General features: G+C 67.3%; 24 protein-coding genes. 23 read left to right on the forward strand and 1 reads right to left on the reverse strand.

Annotated features, from left to right (window positions below; genetic code table 11):
- Nucleotides 1-98 precede the first annotated feature (98 nt).
- The 23 genes from fabD (at nucleotide 99) to DL899_RS14240 (ending at nucleotide 20,055) form a co-directional block, all read left to right on the forward strand.
- A complete protein-coding gene (gene fabD, locus DL899_RS14130; protein WP_111735010.1) occupies nucleotides 99-1,040 on the forward strand; it encodes an ACP S-malonyltransferase in 942 nt (313 codons plus the stop codon).
- A 16-nt stretch (nucleotides 1,041-1,056) separates the two neighbouring features.
- On the forward strand, nucleotides 1,057-1,794 hold the full coding sequence (fabG, locus tag DL899_RS14135; RefSeq protein ID WP_111735011.1) for a 3-oxoacyl-[acyl-carrier-protein] reductase: 738 nt from the start codon (nucleotides 1,057-1,059) through the stop codon (nucleotides 1,792-1,794).
- Nucleotides 1,795-2,038: 244 nt separating this feature from the next.
- A complete protein-coding gene (locus tag DL899_RS14140) occupies nucleotides 2,039-2,272 on the forward strand; it encodes an acyl carrier protein (protein WP_111735012.1) in 234 nt (77 codons plus the stop codon).
- Nucleotides 2,273-2,469: 197 nt separating this feature from the next.
- The gene (locus tag DL899_RS14145; protein ID WP_111735013.1) at nucleotides 2,470-3,213 is read left to right on the forward strand and encodes a 1-(5-phosphoribosyl)-5-[(5-phosphoribosylamino)methylideneamino] imidazole-4-carboxamide isomerase; all 744 of its coding nucleotides are present in this window, start codon (nucleotides 2,470-2,472) and stop codon (nucleotides 3,211-3,213) included.
- A 117-nt stretch (nucleotides 3,214-3,330) separates the two neighbouring features.
- Nucleotides 3,331-4,590 carry a beta-ketoacyl-ACP synthase II gene (gene fabF / locus DL899_RS14150; protein ID WP_111735014.1) on the forward strand — a complete coding sequence of 420 codons (1,260 nt, stop codon included), beginning with the start codon at nucleotides 3,331-3,333 and terminating at the stop codon, nucleotides 4,588-4,590.
- The gene (gene mltG / locus DL899_RS14155; RefSeq protein ID WP_111735015.1) at nucleotides 4,590-5,750 is read left to right on the forward strand and encodes an endolytic transglycosylase MltG; all 1,161 of its coding nucleotides are present in this window, start codon (nucleotides 4,590-4,592) and stop codon (nucleotides 5,748-5,750) included. The genes fabF and mltG overlap by 1 nt, the downstream gene beginning before the upstream one ends.
- 225 nt (nucleotides 5,751-5,975) lie before the next feature.
- Complete coding sequence (locus DL899_RS14160; RefSeq protein WP_111735016.1) at nucleotides 5,976-6,305, forward strand: hypothetical protein; 330 nt, start codon at nucleotides 5,976-5,978, stop codon at nucleotides 6,303-6,305.
- Nucleotides 6,253-7,596: a DNA-packaging protein gene (locus DL899_RS14165; protein WP_476705488.1), complete on the forward strand. Its 1,344-nt coding sequence runs from the start codon at nucleotides 6,253-6,255 to the stop codon at nucleotides 7,594-7,596. The genes DL899_RS14160 and DL899_RS14165 overlap by 53 nt, the downstream gene beginning before the upstream one ends.
- Before the next feature lie 94 nt (nucleotides 7,597-7,690).
- Entirely contained in the window at nucleotides 7,691-8,893 is a 1,203-nt protein-coding gene (locus DL899_RS14170; protein ID WP_111735017.1) for a phage portal protein, read from the forward strand.
- Entirely contained in the window at nucleotides 8,883-9,122 is a 240-nt protein-coding gene (locus tag DL899_RS14175; RefSeq protein WP_111735018.1) for a GTA head formation protein, RCAP_rcc01685 family, read from the forward strand. Before DL899_RS14170 ends, DL899_RS14175 begins: the two co-directional genes overlap by 11 nt.
- Before the next feature lie 27 nt (nucleotides 9,123-9,149).
- Nucleotides 9,150-9,704 carry an HK97 family phage prohead protease gene (locus tag DL899_RS14180; protein WP_111735019.1) on the forward strand — a complete coding sequence of 185 codons (555 nt, stop codon included), beginning with the start codon at nucleotides 9,150-9,152 and terminating at the stop codon, nucleotides 9,702-9,704.
- A 35-nt stretch (nucleotides 9,705-9,739) separates the two neighbouring features.
- Nucleotides 9,740-10,921, forward strand: coding sequence for a phage major capsid protein (locus DL899_RS14185; protein WP_111735020.1), 1,182 nt, complete (start codon nucleotides 9,740-9,742; stop codon nucleotides 10,919-10,921).
- A 162-nt stretch (nucleotides 10,922-11,083) separates the two neighbouring features.
- Nucleotides 11,084-11,683 (forward strand): head-tail connector protein, encoded by a 600-nt coding sequence (locus DL899_RS14190; protein WP_111735021.1) that lies wholly within the window; start codon nucleotides 11,084-11,086, stop codon nucleotides 11,681-11,683.
- Nucleotides 11,680-12,021, forward strand: coding sequence for a head-tail adaptor protein (locus DL899_RS14195; RefSeq protein WP_111735022.1), 342 nt, complete (start codon nucleotides 11,680-11,682; stop codon nucleotides 12,019-12,021). Before DL899_RS14190 ends, DL899_RS14195 begins: the two co-directional genes overlap by 4 nt.
- The gene (locus DL899_RS14200; RefSeq protein ID WP_111735023.1) at nucleotides 12,018-12,431 is read left to right on the forward strand and encodes a DUF3168 domain-containing protein; all 414 of its coding nucleotides are present in this window, start codon (nucleotides 12,018-12,020) and stop codon (nucleotides 12,429-12,431) included. Before DL899_RS14195 ends, DL899_RS14200 begins: the two co-directional genes overlap by 4 nt.
- 24 nt (nucleotides 12,432-12,455) lie before the next feature.
- Complete coding sequence (locus DL899_RS14205) at nucleotides 12,456-12,869, forward strand: phage major tail protein, TP901-1 family (protein WP_111735024.1); 414 nt, start codon at nucleotides 12,456-12,458, stop codon at nucleotides 12,867-12,869.
- 14 nt (nucleotides 12,870-12,883) lie between these two features.
- Nucleotides 12,884-13,207 carry a gene transfer agent family protein gene (locus DL899_RS14210; protein WP_111735059.1) on the forward strand — a complete coding sequence of 108 codons (324 nt, stop codon included), beginning with the start codon at nucleotides 12,884-12,886 and terminating at the stop codon, nucleotides 13,205-13,207.
- Complete coding sequence (locus tag DL899_RS14215; RefSeq protein ID WP_111735025.1) at nucleotides 13,204-13,407, forward strand: rcc01693 family protein; 204 nt, start codon at nucleotides 13,204-13,206, stop codon at nucleotides 13,405-13,407. Before DL899_RS14210 ends, DL899_RS14215 begins: the two co-directional genes overlap by 4 nt.
- Nucleotides 13,400-14,062 (forward strand): phage tail tape measure protein, encoded by a 663-nt coding sequence (locus DL899_RS14220; RefSeq protein ID WP_111735026.1) that lies wholly within the window; start codon nucleotides 13,400-13,402, stop codon nucleotides 14,060-14,062. Before DL899_RS14215 ends, DL899_RS14220 begins: the two co-directional genes overlap by 8 nt.
- 16 nt (nucleotides 14,063-14,078) lie before the next feature.
- Nucleotides 14,079-14,711: a DUF2460 domain-containing protein gene (locus DL899_RS14225; RefSeq protein ID WP_111735027.1), complete on the forward strand. Its 633-nt coding sequence runs from the start codon at nucleotides 14,079-14,081 to the stop codon at nucleotides 14,709-14,711.
- Nucleotides 14,708-15,598 carry a DUF2163 domain-containing protein gene (locus DL899_RS14230; protein ID WP_111735028.1) on the forward strand — a complete coding sequence of 297 codons (891 nt, stop codon included), beginning with the start codon at nucleotides 14,708-14,710 and terminating at the stop codon, nucleotides 15,596-15,598. The genes DL899_RS14225 and DL899_RS14230 overlap by 4 nt, the downstream gene beginning before the upstream one ends.
- A complete protein-coding gene (locus tag DL899_RS14235; protein WP_111735029.1) occupies nucleotides 15,595-16,038 on the forward strand; it encodes an NlpC/P60 family protein in 444 nt (147 codons plus the stop codon). The genes DL899_RS14230 and DL899_RS14235 overlap by 4 nt, the downstream gene beginning before the upstream one ends.
- Before the next feature lie 3 nt (nucleotides 16,039-16,041).
- The gene (locus DL899_RS14240) at nucleotides 16,042-20,055 is read left to right on the forward strand and encodes a baseplate multidomain protein megatron (protein ID WP_111735030.1); all 4,014 of its coding nucleotides are present in this window, start codon (nucleotides 16,042-16,044) and stop codon (nucleotides 20,053-20,055) included.
- 6 nt (nucleotides 20,056-20,061) lie between these two features.
- Here DL899_RS14240 and DL899_RS14245 read toward each other — a convergent pair whose 3' ends face one another.
- The gene (locus tag DL899_RS14245; RefSeq protein WP_111735031.1) at nucleotides 20,062-20,400 is read right to left on the reverse strand and encodes a TraR/DksA family transcriptional regulator; all 339 of its coding nucleotides are present in this window, start codon (nucleotides 20,398-20,400) and stop codon (nucleotides 20,062-20,064) included.
- Between the last annotated feature and the right edge of the window lie 66 nt (nucleotides 20,401-20,466).

The raw sequence follows: 20,466 nt of genomic DNA on the forward strand, positions 1-20,466 counted from the left end.
CGGTGCACAGCCGGCGTGCGTTCATGTGGGCGGGCGTTGCCATGTGGGCGCCGGCGCGGTATCGGGGGGAAACGCCAAGGAAGGGATTACAAAGAGATATGAGCCGAGCATTCGTATTTCCGGGCCAGGGGGCGCAGACGGTGGGCATGGGCCGGGATCTGGCCGAAGCCTATCCCGCTGCGCGGGCCGTTTTCGACGAGGTGGACGAGGCGCTGGGCGAAAAGCTCAGCACGCTGATCTGGGAAGGGGCGCAGGACGATCTGACCCTGACCGAGAACGCGCAGCCGGCGCTGATGGCGACCTCGCTTGCGGCGCTGCGGGCGCTGGAGGCCGAAGGCGTGGGGCTGGCGGCCGCCGCGATGGTGGCGGGGCATTCGCTGGGCGAATATTCCGCGCTGGCCGCCGCCGGCGCGCTGAGCGTGGCCGACACGGCGCGGCTGTTGCGCATTCGCGGGCGCGCCATGCAAGAGGCCGTGCCGGTGGGCGAGGGCGCGATGGCGGCGCTGCTGGGGCTAGATTTGGCGGCGGCGCAGGCCGTGGCCGAAGAGGCCGCCGAGGGCGACGTATTGCAGGCTGCCAATGACAACGATCCCGGACAGGTCGTGGTATCGGGTGCGCGCGCGGCTGTCGAACGTGCGGTGGAAGTGGCCAAGGCGCACGGCGCCAAGCGCGCGATGCTGCTGCCGGTCAGCGCACCGTTCCATTGCGCGCTGATGGAGCCCGCCGCGCGGGCGATGGAGGCGGCGCTGGCGGATGTGACGATTGTGGCGCCGGGTGTGCCGCTGGTGGCCAATGTGCGCGCCGAGGCGGTGAGCGACCCCGACACCATTCGCGCGCTGCTGGTCGAGCAGGTTACCGGCGCGGTCCGGTGGCGGGAATCGGTTGAATATATGGGCGGCGCCGGGGTGACGGAAATCTGGGAAATCGGCGCTGGCAAGGCGCTGAGCGGCATGGTGCGGCGCATCGACCGGAGCATCGCCACCCGTGCGGTGGGCACACCGGCGGACGTGACGGCGGCAGCCGAAAGCCTGCAAGGCTGATCAAGGGAGCACAGGAATGTTCGATCTGACGGGAAAACGCGCGCTGATCACCGGCGCGTCGGGTGGCATCGGCGGCGCGGTGGCGCGGGCGCTTCATGGCGCCGGGGCCGATGTGGGGCTGAGCGGCACGCGGCTGGAGCCGCTGCAGACGCTGGCTGCCGAACTGGGAGAGCGCGCGCATGTGCTGCCCTGCGACCTGGGCGATGGCGCGGCGGTCGATGCGCTGCCCAAACAGGCGGCCGAGGCGATGGGCGGACTGGATATCCTGGTCAATAATGCGGGCATCACCCGCGACCAGATATTCATGCGCATGTCAGACGAGGACTGGCAGTCGGTGATCGACGTCAATCTGACCGCCGCGATGCGGCTGTGCCGCGCGGTGATGCGCCCGATGATGAAGGCGCGCTGGGGGCGGATCGTCAATATCGGCTCGGTCGTGGGGACCACCGGCAACGCGGGCCAGGCCAACTATGCCGCCGCCAAGGCCGGGATGGTGGGCATGACCAAGGCCATTGCGCAAGAGGTCGCAAGCCGTGGCATCACCGCCAACACGGTGGCGCCCGGGTTCATCGCCACGGCGATGACCGACAAGCTGAACGATGACCAGAAACAGGCAATCAACGCCCAGATCCCCGCCGGCCGGATGGGCACGCCACAGGAAATCGCCGCGGCGGTGCTGTATCTTTCCAGCCCCGAGGCGGCATATGTGACCGGCGCAACGCTGCATGTGAACGGTGGCATGGCGATGATCTGAACCCTGCCGGCGGGCGCTCTCCGATACCGCCCCTGCGACAGGGAAATGATTTGCCAATCCTGCGCCATGTGCTATAGGCGGCGCAGTTTTAAACCGGGGCCGGGGCGGTGTTCCGTTTGGCCGACATCCGGTGGGCCAGGCCCGAAAAGCCGCCCGGAGGGGCACAACCTAAGGCCGCTTCCCGAAAGTGGGGCAGGGGCGGAATACGGGCCATGTTGCCCGATACAAGATGAGGAATGACAACATGAGCGATATCGCCGACCGCGTGAAGAAGATCGTTGTAGAGCACCTGGGTGTGGAAGAGGACAAGGTTACCGAGAACGCCTCTTTCATCGACGATCTGGGCGCCGACAGCCTCGACACGGTCGAACTGGTCATGGCCTTCGAAGAAGAGTTCGGCATCGAGATCCCCGATGACGCCGCCGAGACCATCCAGACCTTTGGCGATGCCGTAAAGTTCATCAAGGAAGCGTCGTAACCGCGACGCGACCCGAAGAACGGTTTCAATACCCCCGCCAGCAATGGCGGGGGTTTTTTGTTGCCGTTTTTCGCCGTCGAGGCCGCGAACGGACCCGATCATGCCGATTTGGTGTTATACTGCCGGGCATCGCACCGCCATCGTTCCGGGCGGAACCGTGCTGTGCGGTCTTTCCGAATCAAGGGGGGGCATTCGACATGATCATCTATCCCACATTGGAGCTTTATTCAGGCAAGGTTGTCTCGCTCAGGCGCGGGCGGCTGGAAGAGCCGGTGATCTGGCATGTCGACCCGGTAGAGACCGCGCGCAGCTATGCCGCCGCGGGGGCCGAGTGGCTGCATGTCACCGATATCGACGCGCTGGCGGGTGGGGACGGCAACGCAGAGTTGATCGAACAGATCATCCGCGCCGCCGGTATCCCGGTGCAGCTGGGCGGCGGCTTTCGCTCGCGCGAGATGATCGAGAGCTGGATCAACAGGGGCGCGGGCCGGATCGTTGTCGGCACCCTGGCGACGCATGACCCCGACCTGGTGCGTGAACTGGCCAAGCGGCACCCCGACCAGATCGTGCTGGCGGTCGACGTGTTCGAGGGGGCAGTGATGACCGAGGGCTGGCGCACGAAAGGCGCGTTCGACCCCGAATCTTATATCGCCGCCTTCGACGGTGCGCCGCTGGCGGGGGTGATCGTCACGGATATCGACGCGGACATCGCCGATGCCGATGCCAGCCTGGCGGTGATCAGCGGTCTGGCCGCCGCCACCCGCCACCCGGTCATCGCGCGCGGTACGGTACGCAGCGTCGATGACGTGGCGCGGCTGAAATACGTCCAGAACATCGCCGGCACGCTGGTCGGGCGGGCGTTGCTGTCAAAGGATGTCGATCTGAAGCAGGCGCTGGGGGTCGCGGCAAGCGATTCGGAACCGGTGGCGGAGTTCCTCTGATCCCGCGCGGCCGGCGGATTGCGGTCATTTGTGCAGAGCGTGAGGTTGCGCACGGGCTTGCCCACCGGGGTCAAGGCACGGTAAGAGCAGCCGATATGGTCAAAAGAGGGCTGCAGTATGCGTCGTGTCGTTGTCACGGGTCTGGGGTTGGTGACGCCGCTCGCCGACGGGGTGGAAGAAACCTGGCGTCGGTTGCTTGATGGCCAGTCGGGTGCGGGTCCGATTACCCGTTTCGATGCCAGTCGCGTCATCACCAAATACGCCTGCGAGGTGCTCTTTGGCGATGGCAGCGATGGCACCTTCAATCCCGACACGTATATGGAGCCCAAGGAGCGCCGCAAGGTCGGTGATTTCATCCTGTACGGGGTCGCGGCCGCCGACCAGGCCGTGCGCGATGCCGGCTGGACCCCCGAGGACGAGGAAAGCCGCCTGCGCACTGGCGTGATGATCGGTTCGGGCATCGGCGGGCTGGATTCGATCGCGGAAACCGCAATCCTGATGCACGAACGCGGGCCGCGACGGGTGTCGCCCTTTTTCATTCCCGGCGCGCTGATCAACCTGGTCAGTGGGCAGGTCAGCATCCGTTATGGTTTCAAGGGCCCCAATCACGCAGTTGTGACCGCCTGTTCGACCGGCGCGCACGCCATCGGCGATGCCTCGCGGCTGATCCAGCACGGCGATGCCGATGTGATGATTGCCGGTGGCGCCGAGGCGGCGATCTGTGAGATCGGAATCGCCGGGTTCAACGCCTGCAAGGCGCTGAGCACCAAGCGCGTCGACGACCCGCAGGCCGCCAGCCGCCCCTATGACGTGGACCGCGACGGGTTCGTCATGGGCGAAGGCGCCGGCGTAGTGGTTCTGGAAGAGCTGGAACATGCCCGCGCACGCGGCGCGAAGATCTATGCCGAGGTGCTGGGGTACGGGCTGTCGGGCGACGCCTATCACATCACCGCGCCCAGCGAGGACGGCAATGGCGGGCTGCGGGCGATGCAGGCCGCGCTGCGCAATGCCGGGCTGGAACCGGGCGAGGTGGATTACATCAACGCGCATGGCACATCGACCATGGCCGACACGATCGAGCTGAAGGCCGTCGAGCAGATGCTGGGAGATGCGGCAGCCAAGGCGACGATGACATCGACCAAGTCGTCGACCGGGCACCTGCTGGGTGCGGCCGGCGCGATCGAGGCGATCTTTTCGATCCTGGCGATCCGTGACCAGGTGGCGCCGCCGACGATCAACTTGGACAACCCGGCGGTCGAGACGCCGATCGACCTGGCGCCCAACGTCCGGCGTGACCGCAAGATCGCGGTGGCGATGTCCAACAGCTTTGGCTTTGGGGGCACCAATGCCTCGCTCTGCCTGGGGGCGCCACGCTGATGTGGCGAAATATCGCCTCGAACTTTTTGACGTTCCTGGTGGTTCTGGTGTTCCTGCTGGGTGGGGTGATCGTCTGGGGACAGAACCGGTATGTATCCGAGGGTCCGCTCGAGGCGTCGATCTGCCTGCGGGTGGATCGTGGCAGCAACATGCGGGTGGTGTCGCGCGAGCTGGAAGAACGCGGTGCCATCGGCAGCGGGGTTCTGTTTCGTGTCGGTGCCGGATACAGCGGCAAGGAAGACCTGCTGAAGGCCGGCAGCTGGCTGATCCCTGAGGGTGCCAGCATGGCCGAAGTGGTCGATATCGTCACCCGCGGCGGGGCGAGCACCTGCGGGACCGAGGTGGTTTATCGCATCGGCATCAATCAGGTGCGGGTCGATGTGCGCGAGCTGGACCCCGAGACCGAATCCTATATCGAGGTGGCGGCGTTCGACCTGCTGGACGAAGAGACTTCGCCGCCGTCCGCCTATGAAAAAGTGACCACCGAGCCCGACACGCGATTTCGTATCAACGTCGCGGAAGGGGTGACAAGCTGGCGCGTGACGACGGCGTTGCAGGCCGTCGGCGTGCTGTCGGGCGAGGTTGACGGCATCCCGCCCGAAGGCAGTCTGGCGCCCTTTGATTATGAGGTCGAAAAGGGCGATGACCGCGCCGCGCTGCTGGAGCGGATGACCGAGGTGCAAAAGACGCGCCTTGCCGCCGCATGGGAGGCGCGCGATCCCGACCTGCCGCTGGAAAGCCCGGCCGATGTGCTGATCCTTGCATCGCTGGTGGAAAAGGAAACTGGCGTGGCGTCGGAACGCAGGCAGGTGGCCAGCGTGTTCATCAACCGGTTGAGGCGTGGCATGCGGCTGCAGACTGATCCGACGGTGATCTATGGTATCACCAAGGGTCAGGGGGTGTTGGGCCGGGGGCTGCGGCAAAGCGAGCTGCGCCGCGCAACCCCTTACAATACCTATGTGATCGAGGGCTTGCCGCCGACGCCGATCGCCAATCCGGGCGAGGCCAGCCTGATGGCGGCGGTGAACCCGGACGATACCGATTACCTGTTCTTTGTCGCCGATGGCAGCGGCGGACACGCCTTTGCCGAAACGCTGGACGAGCATAATCGCAACGTCGCTCGCTGGCGCGAGATCGAAGCCGAACGCAGCGCCCAGTAAGGCGCTGCGCGGGGCGGGAATGCCCACGCCAATCCTTAAGAAAATCCAATCAAAACGGGCGCTTGGGTTGTTCAACTCAAGCGCAACACATTGACTTTTCCGGAGTATTCGCGCATAGGTTGAGTGCTTGTATAAAAAGACCCGGCGCGGTGCAGAGGCTGCCATCAGGCAGGTAAAGCACACCGGCGGGCAATCGAAAAACGCACGCGGCACGAGCGGGAAGGCATGATTCTGATCACACCAGACGAGGGGCCCACTGGGCTTTCCTCTTCCATCAGCGCTGTCGAGACGCAACTGGCGGATATGCGCGCCGAGATGGAAGAGATCTACGACCGGATCAAGCGGGGCGACCTGGGGGCGTTGAAAGACGCGACCAGGGCCATCGAGGAGATACGGAAATGGCTGAAAATTGCGCTGGAAGCGGAGGTGCAGCTTGAAAAACGCAAATCTCGCGAAGGGGGTGTTGCCCGTGATTTCGCCATCGACTTTGACGCCGCGCGGGCTGCGGTCCGCGGCCGCCTGGATCGTCTCAGAGGGGCGGGCGGCGGAGGATGAGTTTCTGAACGGGCTGGACGAGGGCGCGTTGCTGGCGCTGCCCTATATCTTTGATTTCTGGGCGATGGAGCACCAGTTGCCGCCTGAGGGCGAATGGCGCGCCTGGGTGATCATGGGCGGGCGCGGGGCTGGCAAGACCCGCGCCGGGGCCGAATGGGTGCGCGCCCAGGTCGAGGGGGCCAGACCGCTGGATGACGGGCGCTGCCGTCGTGTGGCGCTGATCGGTGAAACGCTGGACCAGGCGCGCGATGTGATGGTGTTCGGCGAAAGCGGCATACTGGCCACGTCGCCACCCGACCGGCGGCCCGAATGGCAGGCGACGCGGCGGCGGCTGGTCTGGCCCAATGGCGCCACCGCGCAGATATTTTCGGCGCAAGATCCAGAGAGCCTGCGCGGCCCGCAATTCGACTGTGCCTGGGCCGACGAGATGGCCAAGTGGAAAAAGGCGGGCGAGGCCTGGGACATGATGCAATTCGCGCTGCGGCTGGGCGATAACCCGCAGGTCTGCGTGACGACCACTCCGCGCGGGGTAAAGGCGCTGAAGGACCTGCTGGCGCGCGACAGCACAGTGGTGACAAGCGCGTCGACAGAGGCCAACGCCGCCAATCTGGCGCAGTCCTTCCTTGAGGAGGTGCGCGCGCGCTATGCCGGTACCCGCCTGGGGCGGCAGGAGCTGGATGGCGTGTTGGTCGAGGATACCGAGGGCGCGCTGTGGACCGGGGCGGTGCTGGATGCCTGCCGGGTTGCGGCGCCGCCGGAGCTGGACCGCGTGGTGGTGGCGATCGACCCACCGGTGACGGGTGGCCCAAAGTCGGACGAATGCGGCATCGTGGTCGCCGGGGCGGTGACGTGCGGGCCGGTGCAGTCGTGGCGAGCCTGGGTGCTGGCCGATTGCAGCGTTGCCGCCGCCAGCCCCGCCGGCTGGGCCAGAGCCGCGATCCGGGCGATGGAGCGGTTCGGCGCCGACCGGCTGGTGGCCGAGGTCAACCAGGGCGGCGACCTGGTCGAAGAGGTGATCCGCCAGGTCGACCCGCTGGTGCCGGTGCGCAAGGTGCGCGCCAGCCGGGGCAAGGCGGCGCGGGCCGAGCCTGTGGCGGCGCTATATGAACAGGGGCGGGTGCATCACTGCGGCGATCTGGGCGCGCTGGAGGAGCAGCTTTGTGCGATGACCGCGCAGGGCTTTGCCGGGCGTGGCAGCCCTGACCGGCTGGATGCGCTGGTCTGGGCGCTGAACGATCTGATGATCGAACCGGCGGCCAAGTGGCGCCGGCCGCGGGTGCGCGCGGTCTGATAAAGTTTTCGTAAACCTTTCAACGTCTGATGCCCATCAAGCGCGGTCAGAGTGCAGCGCCGCATGAGGCATGGAAACGAGGAGACCCCCGGAGATGATCTTGGATTTCTTCCGTCAGGGCAGGGTGGCGCCGGAGCCGCCCGAGCAGAAGGCCAGCGCCACCGGGCCGGTCGTAGCCTGGCACGGCGCCGGCCGCGTGGTCTGGAGCCCGCGGGACACGGTGACGCTGACGAAGACGGGGTTTTCCGGCAACCCGGTCGGATTTCGCTGCGTCAAGATGGTGGCAGAGGCCGCCGCGGCGCTGCCGCTGGTGCTGCAGGACAGTACTGAGCGCTATGCCGAGCATCCGCTGCTGAGCCTGATCGCGCGGCCGAACCCGGCGCAGGGCCGGGCCGAGCTGTTCGAAGCGCTTTATGCGCAACTGCTCTTGACCGGCAATGCCTACCTGGAGGCGGTCGGCGGTGCCGAGGGGCAATTGCCGCTGGAGCTGCATGTGTTGCGCTCGGACCGGATGAGCGTGGTGCCAGGGCGCGATGGCTGGCCGGTAGGGTATGAATACGCCGTTGGCGGGCGCAAGCACCGTTTCGACATCGGCGAGGGGCCGGCGCCGGTCTGTCACCTGAAGAGCTTTCACCCCCAGGACGATCATTACGGGCTGTCGTCCATGCAGCCGGCGGCGCAGGCGATCGATGTGCACAACTCGGCGGCGCGCTGGTCCAAGGCGCTGTTGGACAATGCCGCGCGACCCTCGGGCGCGATCGTCTATCGCGGGGCCGAGGGGCAGGGCAGCCTGAGCCCCGACCAGTACGACCGGCTGGTGAGCGAGATGGAAAGCCACCATCAGGGCGCGCGCAATGCCGGGCGGCCGATGCTGCTGGAAGGGGGGCTGGACTGGAAGCCGATGGGGTTTTCGCCCTCGGACATGGAGTTCCAGAAAACCAAGGAAAGCGCCGCGCGCGAGATCGCGCTGGCCTTTGGGGTGCCGCCGATGCTGTTGGGGATTCCGGGCGACGCCACCTATGCCAACTATCAGGAGGCCAACCGCGCCTTTTACCGGCTGACGGTGTTGCCGCTGGCGGCGCGGGTTACGGCACGGATGGCGGAGTGGCTGGTCCGGTTTACCGGCGAGGCGCTGGAACTGGGCCCCGACCTGGACCGGGTGCCGGCGCTGGCGACCGAGCGCGATGCGCAGTGGCGCCGCGTGGCCGCTGCTGATTTCCTGACCGGGGCGGAAAAGCGCGCATTGCTGGGTCTGCCGGCCCTGGCAGAGGGCGACGAGGCCGCAGATGCCCGATGACAGGCGGCGCGAACGCTATGGTTTCGAGTCGTTCGAATGCGCCCCGGCGCTGCGGTTGGAGGCGCAGGAGCGGTTCTTTGCCCTGCAGCACGATGCGCTGGTGCAGCGTCTGGACAAGATAGAGATCTCGCTGGAGCGGCTGGAACGCCGGTTATGGCTGGCGGTTTTCGGGGCGGCGGCGGCGCTGCTGGCGCAGGCGGTTCTGCCGCTCTTGACGGCGAACCCCTGAGACGGGCCGAGAGAAAGGAAAGACGGGATGAACACGGATTGGCAGCTGGAGCGGAAATTCTGCCGCTTTGAAGGAGAGCTGGCGGTGACCGACGACAGCGTGATCGAGGGTTATGCCAGCTTGTTCGGCAGCCGCGATCGCGGCGGCGACATCGTCGAAAAGGGCGCCTATGCCCGGTCGCTGGCGCGGCTCGCGGCCGAGGGGCGGCAGGTCAAGATGCTATGGCAGCATGACCCGGCCCAGCCCATCGGCGTGTGGAACGAGGTGCGAGAGGATGACAAGGGCCTGTTCGTCAGGGGGCAGCTGCTGGAATCGGTGGCGCGGGCGCGCGAGGCGGCAGCACTGATCGCGGCGGGGGCCATTGACGGGCTGAGCATCGGCTATCGCACCATCCGGGCGGTGAAAAACGGCGAGGGCCGGCGGCTTTTGCGGGAACTGGAGCTGTGGGAGGTGTCGCTGGTGACCTTTCCGATGCTTCCCAGTGCGCGGGTGAGGGCCAAGGGCGACCCCCTGGCCGACGATGCCCTGCGCGAGCTGGCTGCGGCCCTTAGGGACGCGCGCCGGGAGTTGGTGCGACTGTAGGCGCGCCGTAACTATCAAGAGAACGGAAAAGAGCGATGAGCAAGACCGAGACGAATTCTCGGGCCGGGGAAGATCTGTCTCCGGTCGCTGAGGTCAAATCCGCCGTGGCGGGTTTTATGAAGGAACTCAAAGGCTTTCAGGCCGACATTCACAAGCGGTTTCAAGAACAGGAAGACGAGATGACAAAGATCGAACGCAAGTCCCTTTCCCTGCGGCGCCCTGTGCTGGAGGCTGGCGCCGACCTGGAGGCGCCGCACCGCAAGGCATTCGACGCCTATCTGCGCTCGGGCGATGACGATGCGCTGCGCGGGCTGGAGATGGAGACCAAGGGCCTGAGCACCGCCGTTGCCGGCGATGGCGGCTACCTGGTCGATCCCGAAACCGCCCAGCGGATCAAGAGCGTGCTGTCGTCGACCGCGTCGATCCGGGCCATCGCCAATGTCGTGCGGGTCGAGGCGACGTCCTATGACGTGTTGATCGACCACAGCGAGATGGGCCACGGCTGGGCCACGGAGAGCGGCAGCGTGAGCGAGACCACCACCCCCAGCATCGACCGCATCTCGATCCCGCTGCACGAGCTGAGCGCGTTGCCCAAGGCCAGCCTGCGTTTGCTGGACGACAGTGCCTTTGACATCGAGGGCTGGCTGGCGGGCCGCATCGCCGACAAGTTTGCCCGGGCCGAGGCCGACGCCTTTGTCAACGGTGACGGCATCGACAAGCCAACCGGGTTTCTTACCCATCCGGGGGTGGACAACGACGTCTGGAGCTGGGGCAATCTGGGCTATGTGCCGACCGGTGCGGACGGGGCCTTTGACGGGGCCGATGCCATTGTCGACCTGGTGTATTCGCTGGGGGCGGAATACCGCGCCAATGCGGCATTCGTGATGAACTCGAAAACCGCGGGCGTTGTGCGCAAGCTCAAGGATGCCGATGGCCGGTTCCTGTGGTCTGACGGGCTGGCCGCGGGCGAACCGGCGCGCCTGTTGGGGTACCGTGTGCTGATCGCCGAGGACATGCCCGATATCGCCAGCGACGCCATGGCGATCGCGTTCGGCGATTTTTCCTCTGGCTACACCGTTGCCGAGCGGCCCGACATGCGCGTGCTGCGCGACCCATTCAGCGCCAAACCGCACGTGCTGTTCTATGCCACCAAGCGTGTGGGCGGCGATGTCAGTGATTTCGCCGCGATCAAGCTGCTGAAATTTGCCGCGGCGTAGTCGCCGCATGGCCCGGGCGGGGCGTGTCCCGCCCGGGAATGCGCACCGAGTCCGAACAAGGATACCGGCGCCCGGCTTTCTCTTCCGGCCGGGTGTGGCCAGGGCGTGCTGTCAGGGTTGCGCCGGGGGCGCGGGAGGGCCGGAGGTTTCTGGAGTAAACCGATGATTTTGAGCGAAAAAACAGGGATTCCGCAGGCCGCGCTGCCGCTGGATGAGTTCAAGGCGCATCTGCGGCTTGGCACCGGCTTTTCGGATGACGATGTGCAGGACGCGGTACTGGAAGGGTTCTTGCGCGCGGCGCTCTCGGCGATCGAGGCGCGAACCGGCAAGGCGCTGATCGCGAGGGATTTTACCTGGACGCTTTGGCGCTGGCGCAGCCGCGAGGGGCAGGTGCTGCCGGTGGCTCCAGTGACGGCGGTGACAGGCATGGTGCTGCGCGACAGTGCCGGCGGCGAGGCGGTGGTCGACACGGCGCGTTACCGTTTGGAGGAAAACACCCACCATCCGGTGCTGCGCCCTGCCGGCGCGCTGCTGCCAGAGATACCCACGGGCGGGGCGGTGGTGATCTCGTTCACCGCCGGGATGGGAGGCGCCTGGGGCGATCTGCCCGCCGATCTGGGGCAGGCGGTGCTGATGCTGGCGGCGCATTACCACGAATACCGCCATGAGACGGCGCTGGGCCAGGGCTGCATGCCCTTCGGCGTGACCAGCCTGATCGAACGCTATCGCGGGGTGCGGGTCTATATGGGGTCGGCGTCATGAGCGCGCCGGTACGTCTGAACCGCCGGCTGGTGCTGGAGCGGGCCGAGCGGGTGCCCGACGGCGCCGGGGGCTTTGCTGAAAGCTGGGTCGAGGTCGGCACGCTTTGGGCCGATATCCGTGCCCGCACGGGCCGCGAGCGCGCGGGCGGAACGGTGGGTGTGTCCGAGACGGGCTATCGCATCGTGGTGCGCGCGGCGCCGCATGGCGCGTTGTCGCGCCCCGTTCCCGGGCAACGTTTGCGCGCCGGCACGCGGGTCTTTGCCATCGAGGCGGTGGCAGAGGCCGATCCGCAGGGCCGTTACCTGACCTGTTTCGCAACCGAGGAGGTGGCGCCATGAGTTATGGCATCGCGGCGGGGCTGCAACGGGCCGTCTATGAGCGGCTGAGCAACGACCAGGCGTTGGCGGCACTGGTGGGCACGGCGATTTTCGACGCGCCGCCGCCGGGCCCGTTGCCGCCCATCTATGTGACGCTGGGACCCGAAGAGGCACGTGCGCGCGGCGACGGATCGGGGCAGGGGGCCTGGCACAGTTTTACCGTTTCGGTGGTGAGCGGCGCGGCCGGTTTCCTGGCCGCCAAGGAGGCCGCGGGTGCGATCAGCGACGGGCTGGCCGATGCGCCGCTGAACCTGGCGCGCGGGCGGCTGGTGGCGCTGCATTTCGACCGGGCGCGCGCCCGACGCGAGGGTGGCGATGACCTGCGCCGGATCGACCTGCGCTTTCGCGCGCGGGTGGAAGAGACAACCTGACACACTGATTTCGGAGACAAGGACATGGCAGTACAGAACGGCAAGGACCTGCTGGTCAAGATCGACCTGACCGGGTCGGGCAATTTCCAGACGGTGGCGGGGCTGCGTGCGACGCGCATCAGCTTCAACGCAGAGGCGGTGGATGTTACCAGCCTTGATTCCGCCGGCGGCTGGCGCGAATTGCTGGCCGGGGCGGGGGTGAAATCGGCCTCGGTCAGCGGCTCGGGCATCTTTCGCGACGAGGCCAGCGACGAACGCGTGCGCCAGATCTTCTTTGACGGCGAAATGCCTGATTTCCAGGTGGTGATCCCCGATTTCGGCACCATCGAGGGGCCATTCCAGGTTGGCGGTATCGAATACTCCGGCGCCCATGACGGCGAGGCCAGCTATGAGCTGTCGCTCGCCTCGGCGGGGCGGCTGACCTTTACCGCGCTGTGACCGTGGCGGGCGCGGTGGCCAATCCATACGCGGGCGAGGTGGCGCTGGTCATCGACGGCGAACGCCATGTGCTGAAGCTGACGCTTGGCGCGTTGGCAGAGCTGGAGGCCGCGCTGGAAACCGGCACGCTGGTCGAACTGGTTGAACGGTTCGAAAGCAGCGCCTTTTCCAGCCGTGACGTGCTGGCGCTGATCGTGGCGGGGCTGCGCGGCGGGGGGTGGCGCGGGCAGGCCACCGACCTGGTTTCGGCGCGGATCGAGGGCGGGGCGCTGGGGGCCGCGCGGGCGGCGGCAGAGCTGCTGGCGCGGGCCTTCATGGCGCCGGGGGCGGGGGCATGAGCGCGTTCGACTGGTCGGCCCTGATGCGGGCGGGAATGCGCGGTCTGGGGCTCAGCCCGGCAGAGTTCTGGGCGCTGACACCGTCAGAGTTGGAACTGATGCTGGGCGGGCCCGGCGGCACCGCGCCGCTGATGCGCGACCGGCTGGACGAGCTGATGCGGGATTTTCCCGACGGTTCAGGGGGTATGGGAAATGGATAGTTTCGGGCAGGGCGACGATTTCGATCTGCAGATCGAGGCGATGGAGGACAATCTCGGCCACGCCGCCGGCATGGCGGCGGCTTTTAATGCCGAGATGGCGCGCATGCGCGAAACCTTTGCCGGCACCGGGCAGGACGTGGCGACGCTGGAGCGCGGGATCAGCCGGGGGCTGAATTCGGCCATACGCGGCGCGGTGGTCGAGGGCGACAGCCTGTCAGAGGCGCTGCGCACCTTGGCGCAGTCGATGATCAACGCCTCCTTCAACGTCGCGATGCGGCCGGTGACGGATCATGTCGGCGGGCTGGTTGCGCAGGGCGTGGGGGCGCTGGTTGACGGAATCCTGCCTTTTGAAAAGGGTGCGGGCTTTGCCCTGGGGCGGGTGATGCCGTTTGCGCGCGGCGCGGTGATCAGCGGGCCGACGACCTTTCCCATGCGGCGCGGTCTGGGCCTGATGGGCGAGGCCGGGCCAGAGGCGATTATGCCGCTGACCCGCGGCAGCGATGGCAAGCTGGGGGTGCGGGCCGAGGGCGGCGGCCGGCCCGTCAGCGTGGTGATGAACGTGCACACGCCTGACGCCGAGGGCTTTCGCCGCAGCCGCGGGCAGGTCGCGGCGGAACTGAGCCGCGCCATCGCCCGTGGCAATCGCAACCGCTGACAGGGAGGGGGCAGAGATGGGTTTTCACGAGGTGCGTTTCCCGACATCGCTGAGCTTTGGTTCGATCGGCGGGCCGGAACGCCATACCGACGTGGTCACGCTGGCCAACGGGTTTGAAGAACGCAACACCCCTTGGCGGCATTCGCGCCGGCGCTATGACGCCGGGGTGGCGCTGCGCAGCCTGGACGATATCGAAACGCTGATCGCTTTCTTCGAGGCTCGTCAGGGGCAGGTCTGCGCATTCCGCTGGAAAGACTGGACCGATTACAAATCCTGCCCTGCGCGCGAGGAACCGGCGGCGGATGACCAGCTGATCGGGGTCGGTGACGGGGCCACCACGGCGTTTCAGTTGATCAAGCGTTATCGTTCCGGACCGCATGTCTATGACCGCCCCATTGCCAAGCCGGTCGTGGGCACGGTGCGGGTGGCGCTGGGTGATGTGCCCCAGCGCGAGGGCGTGCATTACACGCTCGACACCACCACCGGCATGATCATCTTTGCCAGCCCGCCGGGCAAGACCGCGCAGGTCAGCGCCGGGTTCGAATTCGACGTTCCGGTGCGCTTTGGCACCGACCGGATCGAGACCAGTATTGCCAGTTTTCAGGCCGGTGACGCGCCTAGCGTGCCGGTGGTCGAGGTGCGGGTATGAGCGGGCTGGATACGGCGCTGCGTGCGCATCTGGAAAGCGGGCACACGACGCTGTGCCATTGCTGGACGGTGCGGCGGCGCGACGGGGTCGAGATGGGGTTTACCGACCATGACGGGCCTCTCGAATTCGACGGGATCGCTTTTCGTGCCGATACCGGGCTGAGCGCGCTGGCCCTGCAACAGGGCACCGGCCTGTCGGTCGATAATACCGAGGCGCTGGGCGCGCTGAGCGACGCCGCCATCCGCGAGGCCGATATCGAAGCTGGCCGCTATGACAGGGCCGAGGTGCGCGCCTGGCTGGTGAACTGGCAGGACGTCTCGCAGCGGGTGCTGATGTTTCGCGCCCGCATCGGCGAGATGCGCCGCGCCGGCGGGGCGTTCGAGGCCGAATTGCGCGGGCTGACAGATGCGCTGAACCAGCCAGAGGGGCGGGTCTATCAAAAGCCCTGCGGCGCAGTGCTGGGGGACAGCGCGTGCAGGGTCGATCTGTCGACCCCCGATCACAGCGTCGAGGTGGCCGTGGTATGGGTCGACGAACGCCGGGTCTTTGGCCTGGGCGACCTGGATGGCTGGGCGTCGGGCTGGTTCCGGTTCGGGCGGTTGGTGGTGCTGGATGGCGCGGCTGAGGGGCTGTCGGGCAGCATCAAGCATGATCGGCTGGAGGGGGGCGCGCGGACGGTCGGGCTGTGGCATCCGCTGCGCGCCGCCGTCGCGCCGGGGGACCGGGTGCGCCTGGTGGCGGGCTGCGATAAGCGGGCGGAGACATGCCGTTTCAAATTCAACAACTTTCTGAACTTCCAGGGGTTTCCCGACATTCCCGGCGATGACTGGTCTCTGACGGACCCCAGCCGCGAACGCCGTCTGGACGGCGGGAGCCGCCGGTCATGAGCGAGCAGGGTCTTGCGGCGGTGCGGCTGGCACGCGGCTGGATCGGTACGCCCTACCGCCACCAGGCATCGTGCCGGGGGGCGGGGGCGGATTGCCTGGGGCTGGTGCGCGGGGTCTGGCGCGAACTGGTGGGGGCCGAGCCCGAGGGCGTGCCCGCCTACAGCTTCGACTGGTCCGAGGTGACGGGCGAGGAATCGCTCTGGCACGCGGCGCGGCGGCATTTCGTGCCGCGTCCGCCGGGGCGCGAGGCACCGGGCGATCTGCTGCTTTTCCGGATGCGGTCGGGCGCGGTGGCCAAGCACCTGGGGTTGCAGGCCGAAACCGGTGCGCAGGCCAGTTTCATCCATGCCTATAGCGGGCATGGGGTTGTAGAAAGCCCGCTCAGCGCCCCCTGGCGGCGCCGGATCGTGGCGCGCTTTGCTTTTCCGCAGGAGGGTTAGGGAATGGCGACGATATTGCTTTCCGCCGCCGGTGCCGCCATCGGCGGGTCAATTGGCGGCACGGTGCTGGGGCTGTCGATGGCGGCGGTGGGCCGGTTTGCCGGTGCCGCCATCGGGCGGTCGATCGACCAGCGGCTGATGGGGCAGGGCTCTGACGTGGTCGAAACCGGCCGCGTCAGTCGCCTGCGCCTGACCGGCACCGGCGAGGGTGACGCCATCGCGCGGGTTTACGGCCGCATGCGGGTGGCCGGCAACGTCATCTGGGCGACCGAGTTCAAGGAAAGGGCGACCGTGACCGGCGGTGGCGGCAAGGGCGCGCCGGCGCAGCCGACGCAGGTGAGCTACAGCTATTCGGTGAGCCTTGCGATTGCACTTTGCGAAGGCGAAATCGCCGGCGTCGGGCGCATCTGGGCCGACGGGGTCGAGCTGGAGCGCGACAGTCTGAACATGCGGGTCTATCCCGGCTCTGACGACCAGTTGCCCGATGCCGGGATCGAGGCGGTCGAGGGCGCGGGAACGGTGCCGGCCTATCGCGGCACCGCCTATGTGGTGATCGAGGATCTGCAACTGGCCGAGTTCGGCAACAGGGTGCCGCAGTTCACCTTCGAGGTGATGCGCCCGGTGGCGCGTGGGCTGGAGGGGGCAGAACTGGACCCCGCCCATGCGGTGCGTGGCGTGGCGCTGTTGCCCGGCAGCGGCGAATATGTGCTGGCCACCAGCGGGGTGACGGCGGGTGCGTCGATCCTCGACGCATTACTGGCCAACATGAACACCCCCTCGGGGCGAACCGATTTCGAGGTCGCGCTGGATGACCTGCGCGCCGAGATGCCCGGCTGCAAGGCGGTGTCGCTGGTGGTCAGCTGGTTCGGCGATGATCTGCGCTGCGGCGAGTGCACCATCCGTCCAAAGACGGAGGGCGGGTTCGGCGACGGGCTGAACACGCCGTGGCAGGTGGCGGGGCTGACGCGGGCCAGCGCAAGCGCGGTGCCGCGTGACGGTGACGGCAACCCGGTTTATGGCGGCACCCCCACCGACCAGTCGGTGATCGACGCGATCAAGGCGACGACCGGCGAGGGGCTGGAGGTGATGTATTACCCCTTTGTCCTGATGGACCAGGTGGCCGGGAACGGCCGCCCCGACCCCTATAGTGACGCCCCTGATCAGCCTGCATTGCCCTGGCGGGGGCGGATCACCGGCTCTGTCGCGCCCGGCCGCGCGAACAGCCCCGACGGCACCGCCGCGGCCGAGGCCGAGGTGGCGGCCTTTTTCGGCACCGCCACAGCCACCGATTTCGCGCTGGCGCAGGACGCGCCGCCGCCCGAACCGGACCCCTATTACCAGGGCGGCGAAAGCCTGGAATACGGGCCGCTGCGCTATACTGGGCCGGTGCGCCAAAGCCCGGTCATCTATTCCGGGCCCAATGAGTGGGGCTATCGCCGCTTCGTCCTGCACCAGGCGATGCTGTGCAAGGCCGCCGGTGGGGTCGAGAGCTTTTGCATCGGCTCCGAGCTGTGCGGGCTGACAACACTGCGCGGCGAGAACGGCAGCTTTCCGGCGGTGGCGCATCTGATCGCGCTGGCGGCAGAGGTGCGTGCCATTCTGGGGCCGGAGGTCAAGATAGGCTATGCGGCCGACTGGTCGGAGTATTTCAGATACGCCCCGCAGGACGGCAGCGGTGATCGGTATTTTCACCTCGATCCGCTCTGGGCCGACGCCAACATCGACTTTGTGGGCATCGACAATTACATGCCGCTCTCGGACTGGCGCGACGGCGACGATCACGCCGATGCCGGTTGGGGCGCGATCCACGACCTGGAATATCTGAAGGCCAACATCGACGCCGGTGAAGGCTATGACTGGTACTATCCCAGCAACGAGGCCCGCGCAGCGCAGCGGCGCGAGCCGATCACCGACGGCGCCTATGGCGAACCCTGGATCTGGCGCTACAAGGATATCCTGAACTGGTGGAGCCGGTCGCATCATGAACGTGTGGGCGGGCAGCGGTCCGAGACGCCCACGGCCTGGGTGCCGCAGTCAAAACCGATCCGCTTTACCGAATATGGCTGTCCTGCGGTGGACAAGGGCACCAACCAGCCCAACGTGTTTTTCGACCCCAAGTCCTCGGAATCGGCGCTGCCGCATCATTCCGACGGGCGGCAGGATGAGCTGATCCAGCGCCAGTACCTGCGCGCGATGGCTGCCTATTGGGGGGACGAGGCCAACAACCCGGTGTCCGAGGTATATGGCGGGCCGATGGTGGACATGGACCATGCCTATGTCTGGGCCTGGGATGCGCGCCCCTATCCGTTCTTTCCCAACAACACCGAACTCTGGCGGGATGGCGAGAATTGGCTGCGGGGGCACTGGATCACCGGGCGGGTTTCGGCCTGGCGGCTGGCCTCTGTGATCGAAGAGGCCTGCGCCCGCGCCGGGGTCAACGACTGCGACACCTCTGCCCTGCACGGGCTGGTGCGCGGCTATCTTGTCGAGCAGGTGGCCGAGCCGCGCGCGGTGATCCAGCCGCTGGCACTGGCCTATGGGTTCGACGCGGTGGAACGCGATGGCAAGCTGGTCTTTCGCGGCCGCAGCGGGCGTGCTGATTTCGAAGTCGATCCCGACAGCACGGTGCGCGATGCGGAAATGGACGGCGTGATCGAGCGCACCCGTGGCGGCGAGGTGGAACTGGCCGGCCGCGTGCGCCTGCGCTTTGTCGAGGCGGGTGCGGATTACGATGTGATTTCCGAAGAGGCGGCGCAAGAAGACAGCACCACGCCGACGGTGTCGACCTCGGAAATCCCGCTGGCGATGACCCGTGCAGAGGGGCGCCAGACCGTTGCGCGCTGGCTGTCCGAGGCGCGCGTCGCCGCCGACACGCTGCGCCTGGCGCTGCCGCGTTCGCAACTGTTGGTGGGCGCCGGCGACGTGATCTCGCTGCCGGAGGAGGGCGGCTTTGGCTATTACCGCATCGACCGGGTCGAACATCTGGCCCACGCCCAGAAGCTGGAGGCGGTGAGGATAGAACCCGAAAGCTATCGCCCCGCGCCGGTGGATGCCGTGCTGGGGCCGAGTCGGGGCTTCGATGCGCCGGCGCCGGTGACGCCCTTTTTCCTCGACCTGCCGCTGATGACCGGCGACGAGGTGCCCTATGCGCCCCATGTGGCGGTGACAGTCCGTCCCTGGCCGGGGGCGGCGGCGATCTATGCCTCTGACACCGGTGCCGATTTCCGGCTCGACCAGATCATCGAGGCACGCACCCCCATCGGGGTGACGCAATCGCCGCTGCTGCCGGCGCCGGCGGGGGTATATGATCGCGGTGCGCCGCTCAGGGTCGAGATGCTGCATGGTGCTCTGGAAAGCGTCGACGAGGCGCGGTTCCTGCGCGGGGCCAACCTGTGCGCCATCGGCGACGGCACCCCCGACGGGTGGGAGCTGTTGCAGTTCCGCGAGGCCGAACTGGTGGCGCCTGATACCTACCTGCTGAGCCACCGGCTGCGCGGGCAGTTGGGCACGCAGACCACGGCGATCTGGCCGGCGGGGTCGTACCTGGTGCGCCTTGACGGTTCCGCCCGGCAGATCGGGCTGAACCCCGGCCAGGCAGGTCTGGAACGGCACTATCGCGTCGGCCCGGCGTCAAGGCCGGTCAGTGATGCATCCTATGTCCAGACCGTGCAGGCGTTTTCCGGTGCCGGGCTGCGGCCGCTCAGCCCGGTGCATCTGCGCCTTTCGGGGCAGCCCGGACAGGACCGGACGCTTGGCTGGGTCCGGCGTACGCGCATCGGCGGCGATCGTTGGGACACGCCAGAGGTGCCGCTGGGCGAAGAGGCCGAGCGCTATCTCGTGCGCGTGGTGCAGGGCGAAACCACGCTGCGCGAGGAAACCACGTCAGTGCCGGAATGGACCTATACCGCCGCCGCGCAGTCGGGTGACGGGCCGGGTGGCGCGGTCGAGTTCCAGGTGGCGCAGGTTTCGGCCCATTACGGGGCGGGGCGGTTCGCGCGACTGGCGGTGGTCCTGTGATCCGGCTCAGCCAGAGGCGCAACTGACACAGCGCGTCGCCGCCGGGTCGAGCCGCAGCCGCCCCGGTGCGATTTCCTCGCCGCAATCCTCGCAATAGCCGAACTCGCCCTCGTCAAGCCGCGCCAGCGCGGCCTGCAGCCGGGCGCGTTCAGTCTGGCGACGGGCGCCGGTGGCGCGTGCCATCGCCTGGTTTTGCAGCGCGTCCATGCGGCTGAGGCGGCCCACCGCCTGCTGGTCCAGCTCTACCGTGGCTTGCCCGGCGCGGCCCAGTTCGTCCTCTGAATCGAGGGCCTTGAGCCGTGCCAGGATTGTTGCGCGCCATTCGCTCTCGGTCTTGTGATCCATGCGGCCCATTGCCCCTTGGCGGCTTTGCGTTTTACCCGCGCTTTCCCTCTGGTATAGTGCATGCCA

This window comes from Roseovarius amoyensis, assembly GCF_003260265.1.
GTDB lineage: Bacteria > Pseudomonadota > Alphaproteobacteria > Rhodobacterales > Rhodobacteraceae > Roseovarius > Roseovarius amoyensis.

Bases quoted from the DNA above. Each gene is read 5' to 3' on its own strand.
- DL899_RS14140 (WP_111735012.1), top strand. From the start codon at position 2,039: ATGAGCGATATCGCCGACCGCGTGAAGAAGATCGTTGTAGAGCACCTG.
- DL899_RS14145 (WP_111735013.1), top strand. From the start codon at position 2,470: ATGATCATCTATCCCACATTGGAGCTTTATTCAGGCAAGGTTGTCTCG.
- DL899_RS14160 (WP_111735016.1), top strand. From the start codon at position 5,976: ATGATTCTGATCACACCAGACGAGGGGCCCACTGGGCTTTCCTCTTCC.
- DL899_RS14230 (WP_111735028.1), top strand. From the start codon at position 14,708: ATGAGCGGGCTGGATACGGCGCTGCGTGCGCATCTGGAAAGCGGGCAC.
- DL899_RS14200 (WP_111735023.1), top strand. From the start codon at position 12,018: ATGAGTTATGGCATCGCGGCGGGGCTGCAACGGGCCGTCTATGAGCGG.
- mltG (WP_111735015.1), top strand. From the start codon at position 4,590: ATGTGGCGAAATATCGCCTCGAACTTTTTGACGTTCCTGGTGGTTCTG.
- DL899_RS14205 (WP_111735024.1), top strand. From the start codon at position 12,456: ATGGCAGTACAGAACGGCAAGGACCTGCTGGTCAAGATCGACCTGACC.
- DL899_RS14220 (WP_111735026.1), top strand. From the start codon at position 13,400: ATGGATAGTTTCGGGCAGGGCGACGATTTCGATCTGCAGATCGAGGCG.
- DL899_RS14235 (WP_111735029.1), top strand. From the start codon at position 15,595: ATGAGCGAGCAGGGTCTTGCGGCGGTGCGGCTGGCACGCGGCTGGATC.
- DL899_RS14180 (WP_111735019.1), top strand. From the start codon at position 9,150: ATGAACACGGATTGGCAGCTGGAGCGGAAATTCTGCCGCTTTGAAGGA.
- DL899_RS14245 (WP_111735031.1), bottom strand. From the start codon at position 20,400: ATGGATCACAAGACCGAGAGCGAATGGCGCGCAACAATCCTGGCACGG.
- DL899_RS14175 (WP_111735018.1), top strand. From the start codon at position 8,883: ATGCCCGATGACAGGCGGCGCGAACGCTATGGTTTCGAGTCGTTCGAA.
- DL899_RS14240 (WP_111735030.1), top strand. From the start codon at position 16,042: ATGGCGACGATATTGCTTTCCGCCGCCGGTGCCGCCATCGGCGGGTCA.
- fabF (WP_111735014.1), top strand. From the start codon at position 3,331: ATGCGTCGTGTCGTTGTCACGGGTCTGGGGTTGGTGACGCCGCTCGCC.
- DL899_RS14170 (WP_111735017.1), top strand. From the start codon at position 7,691: ATGATCTTGGATTTCTTCCGTCAGGGCAGGGTGGCGCCGGAGCCGCCC.
- fabG (WP_111735011.1), top strand. From the start codon at position 1,057: ATGTTCGATCTGACGGGAAAACGCGCGCTGATCACCGGCGCGTCGGGT.
- fabD (WP_111735010.1), top strand. From the start codon at position 99: ATGAGCCGAGCATTCGTATTTCCGGGCCAGGGGGCGCAGACGGTGGGC.
- DL899_RS14225 (WP_111735027.1), top strand. From the start codon at position 14,079: ATGGGTTTTCACGAGGTGCGTTTCCCGACATCGCTGAGCTTTGGTTCG.
- DL899_RS14195 (WP_111735022.1), top strand. From the start codon at position 11,680: ATGAGCGCGCCGGTACGTCTGAACCGCCGGCTGGTGCTGGAGCGGGCC.
- DL899_RS14190 (WP_111735021.1), top strand. From the start codon at position 11,084: ATGATTTTGAGCGAAAAAACAGGGATTCCGCAGGCCGCGCTGCCGCTG.
- DL899_RS14185 (WP_111735020.1), top strand. From the start codon at position 9,740: ATGAGCAAGACCGAGACGAATTCTCGGGCCGGGGAAGATCTGTCTCCG.
- DL899_RS14215 (WP_111735025.1), top strand. From the start codon at position 13,204: ATGAGCGCGTTCGACTGGTCGGCCCTGATGCGGGCGGGAATGCGCGGT.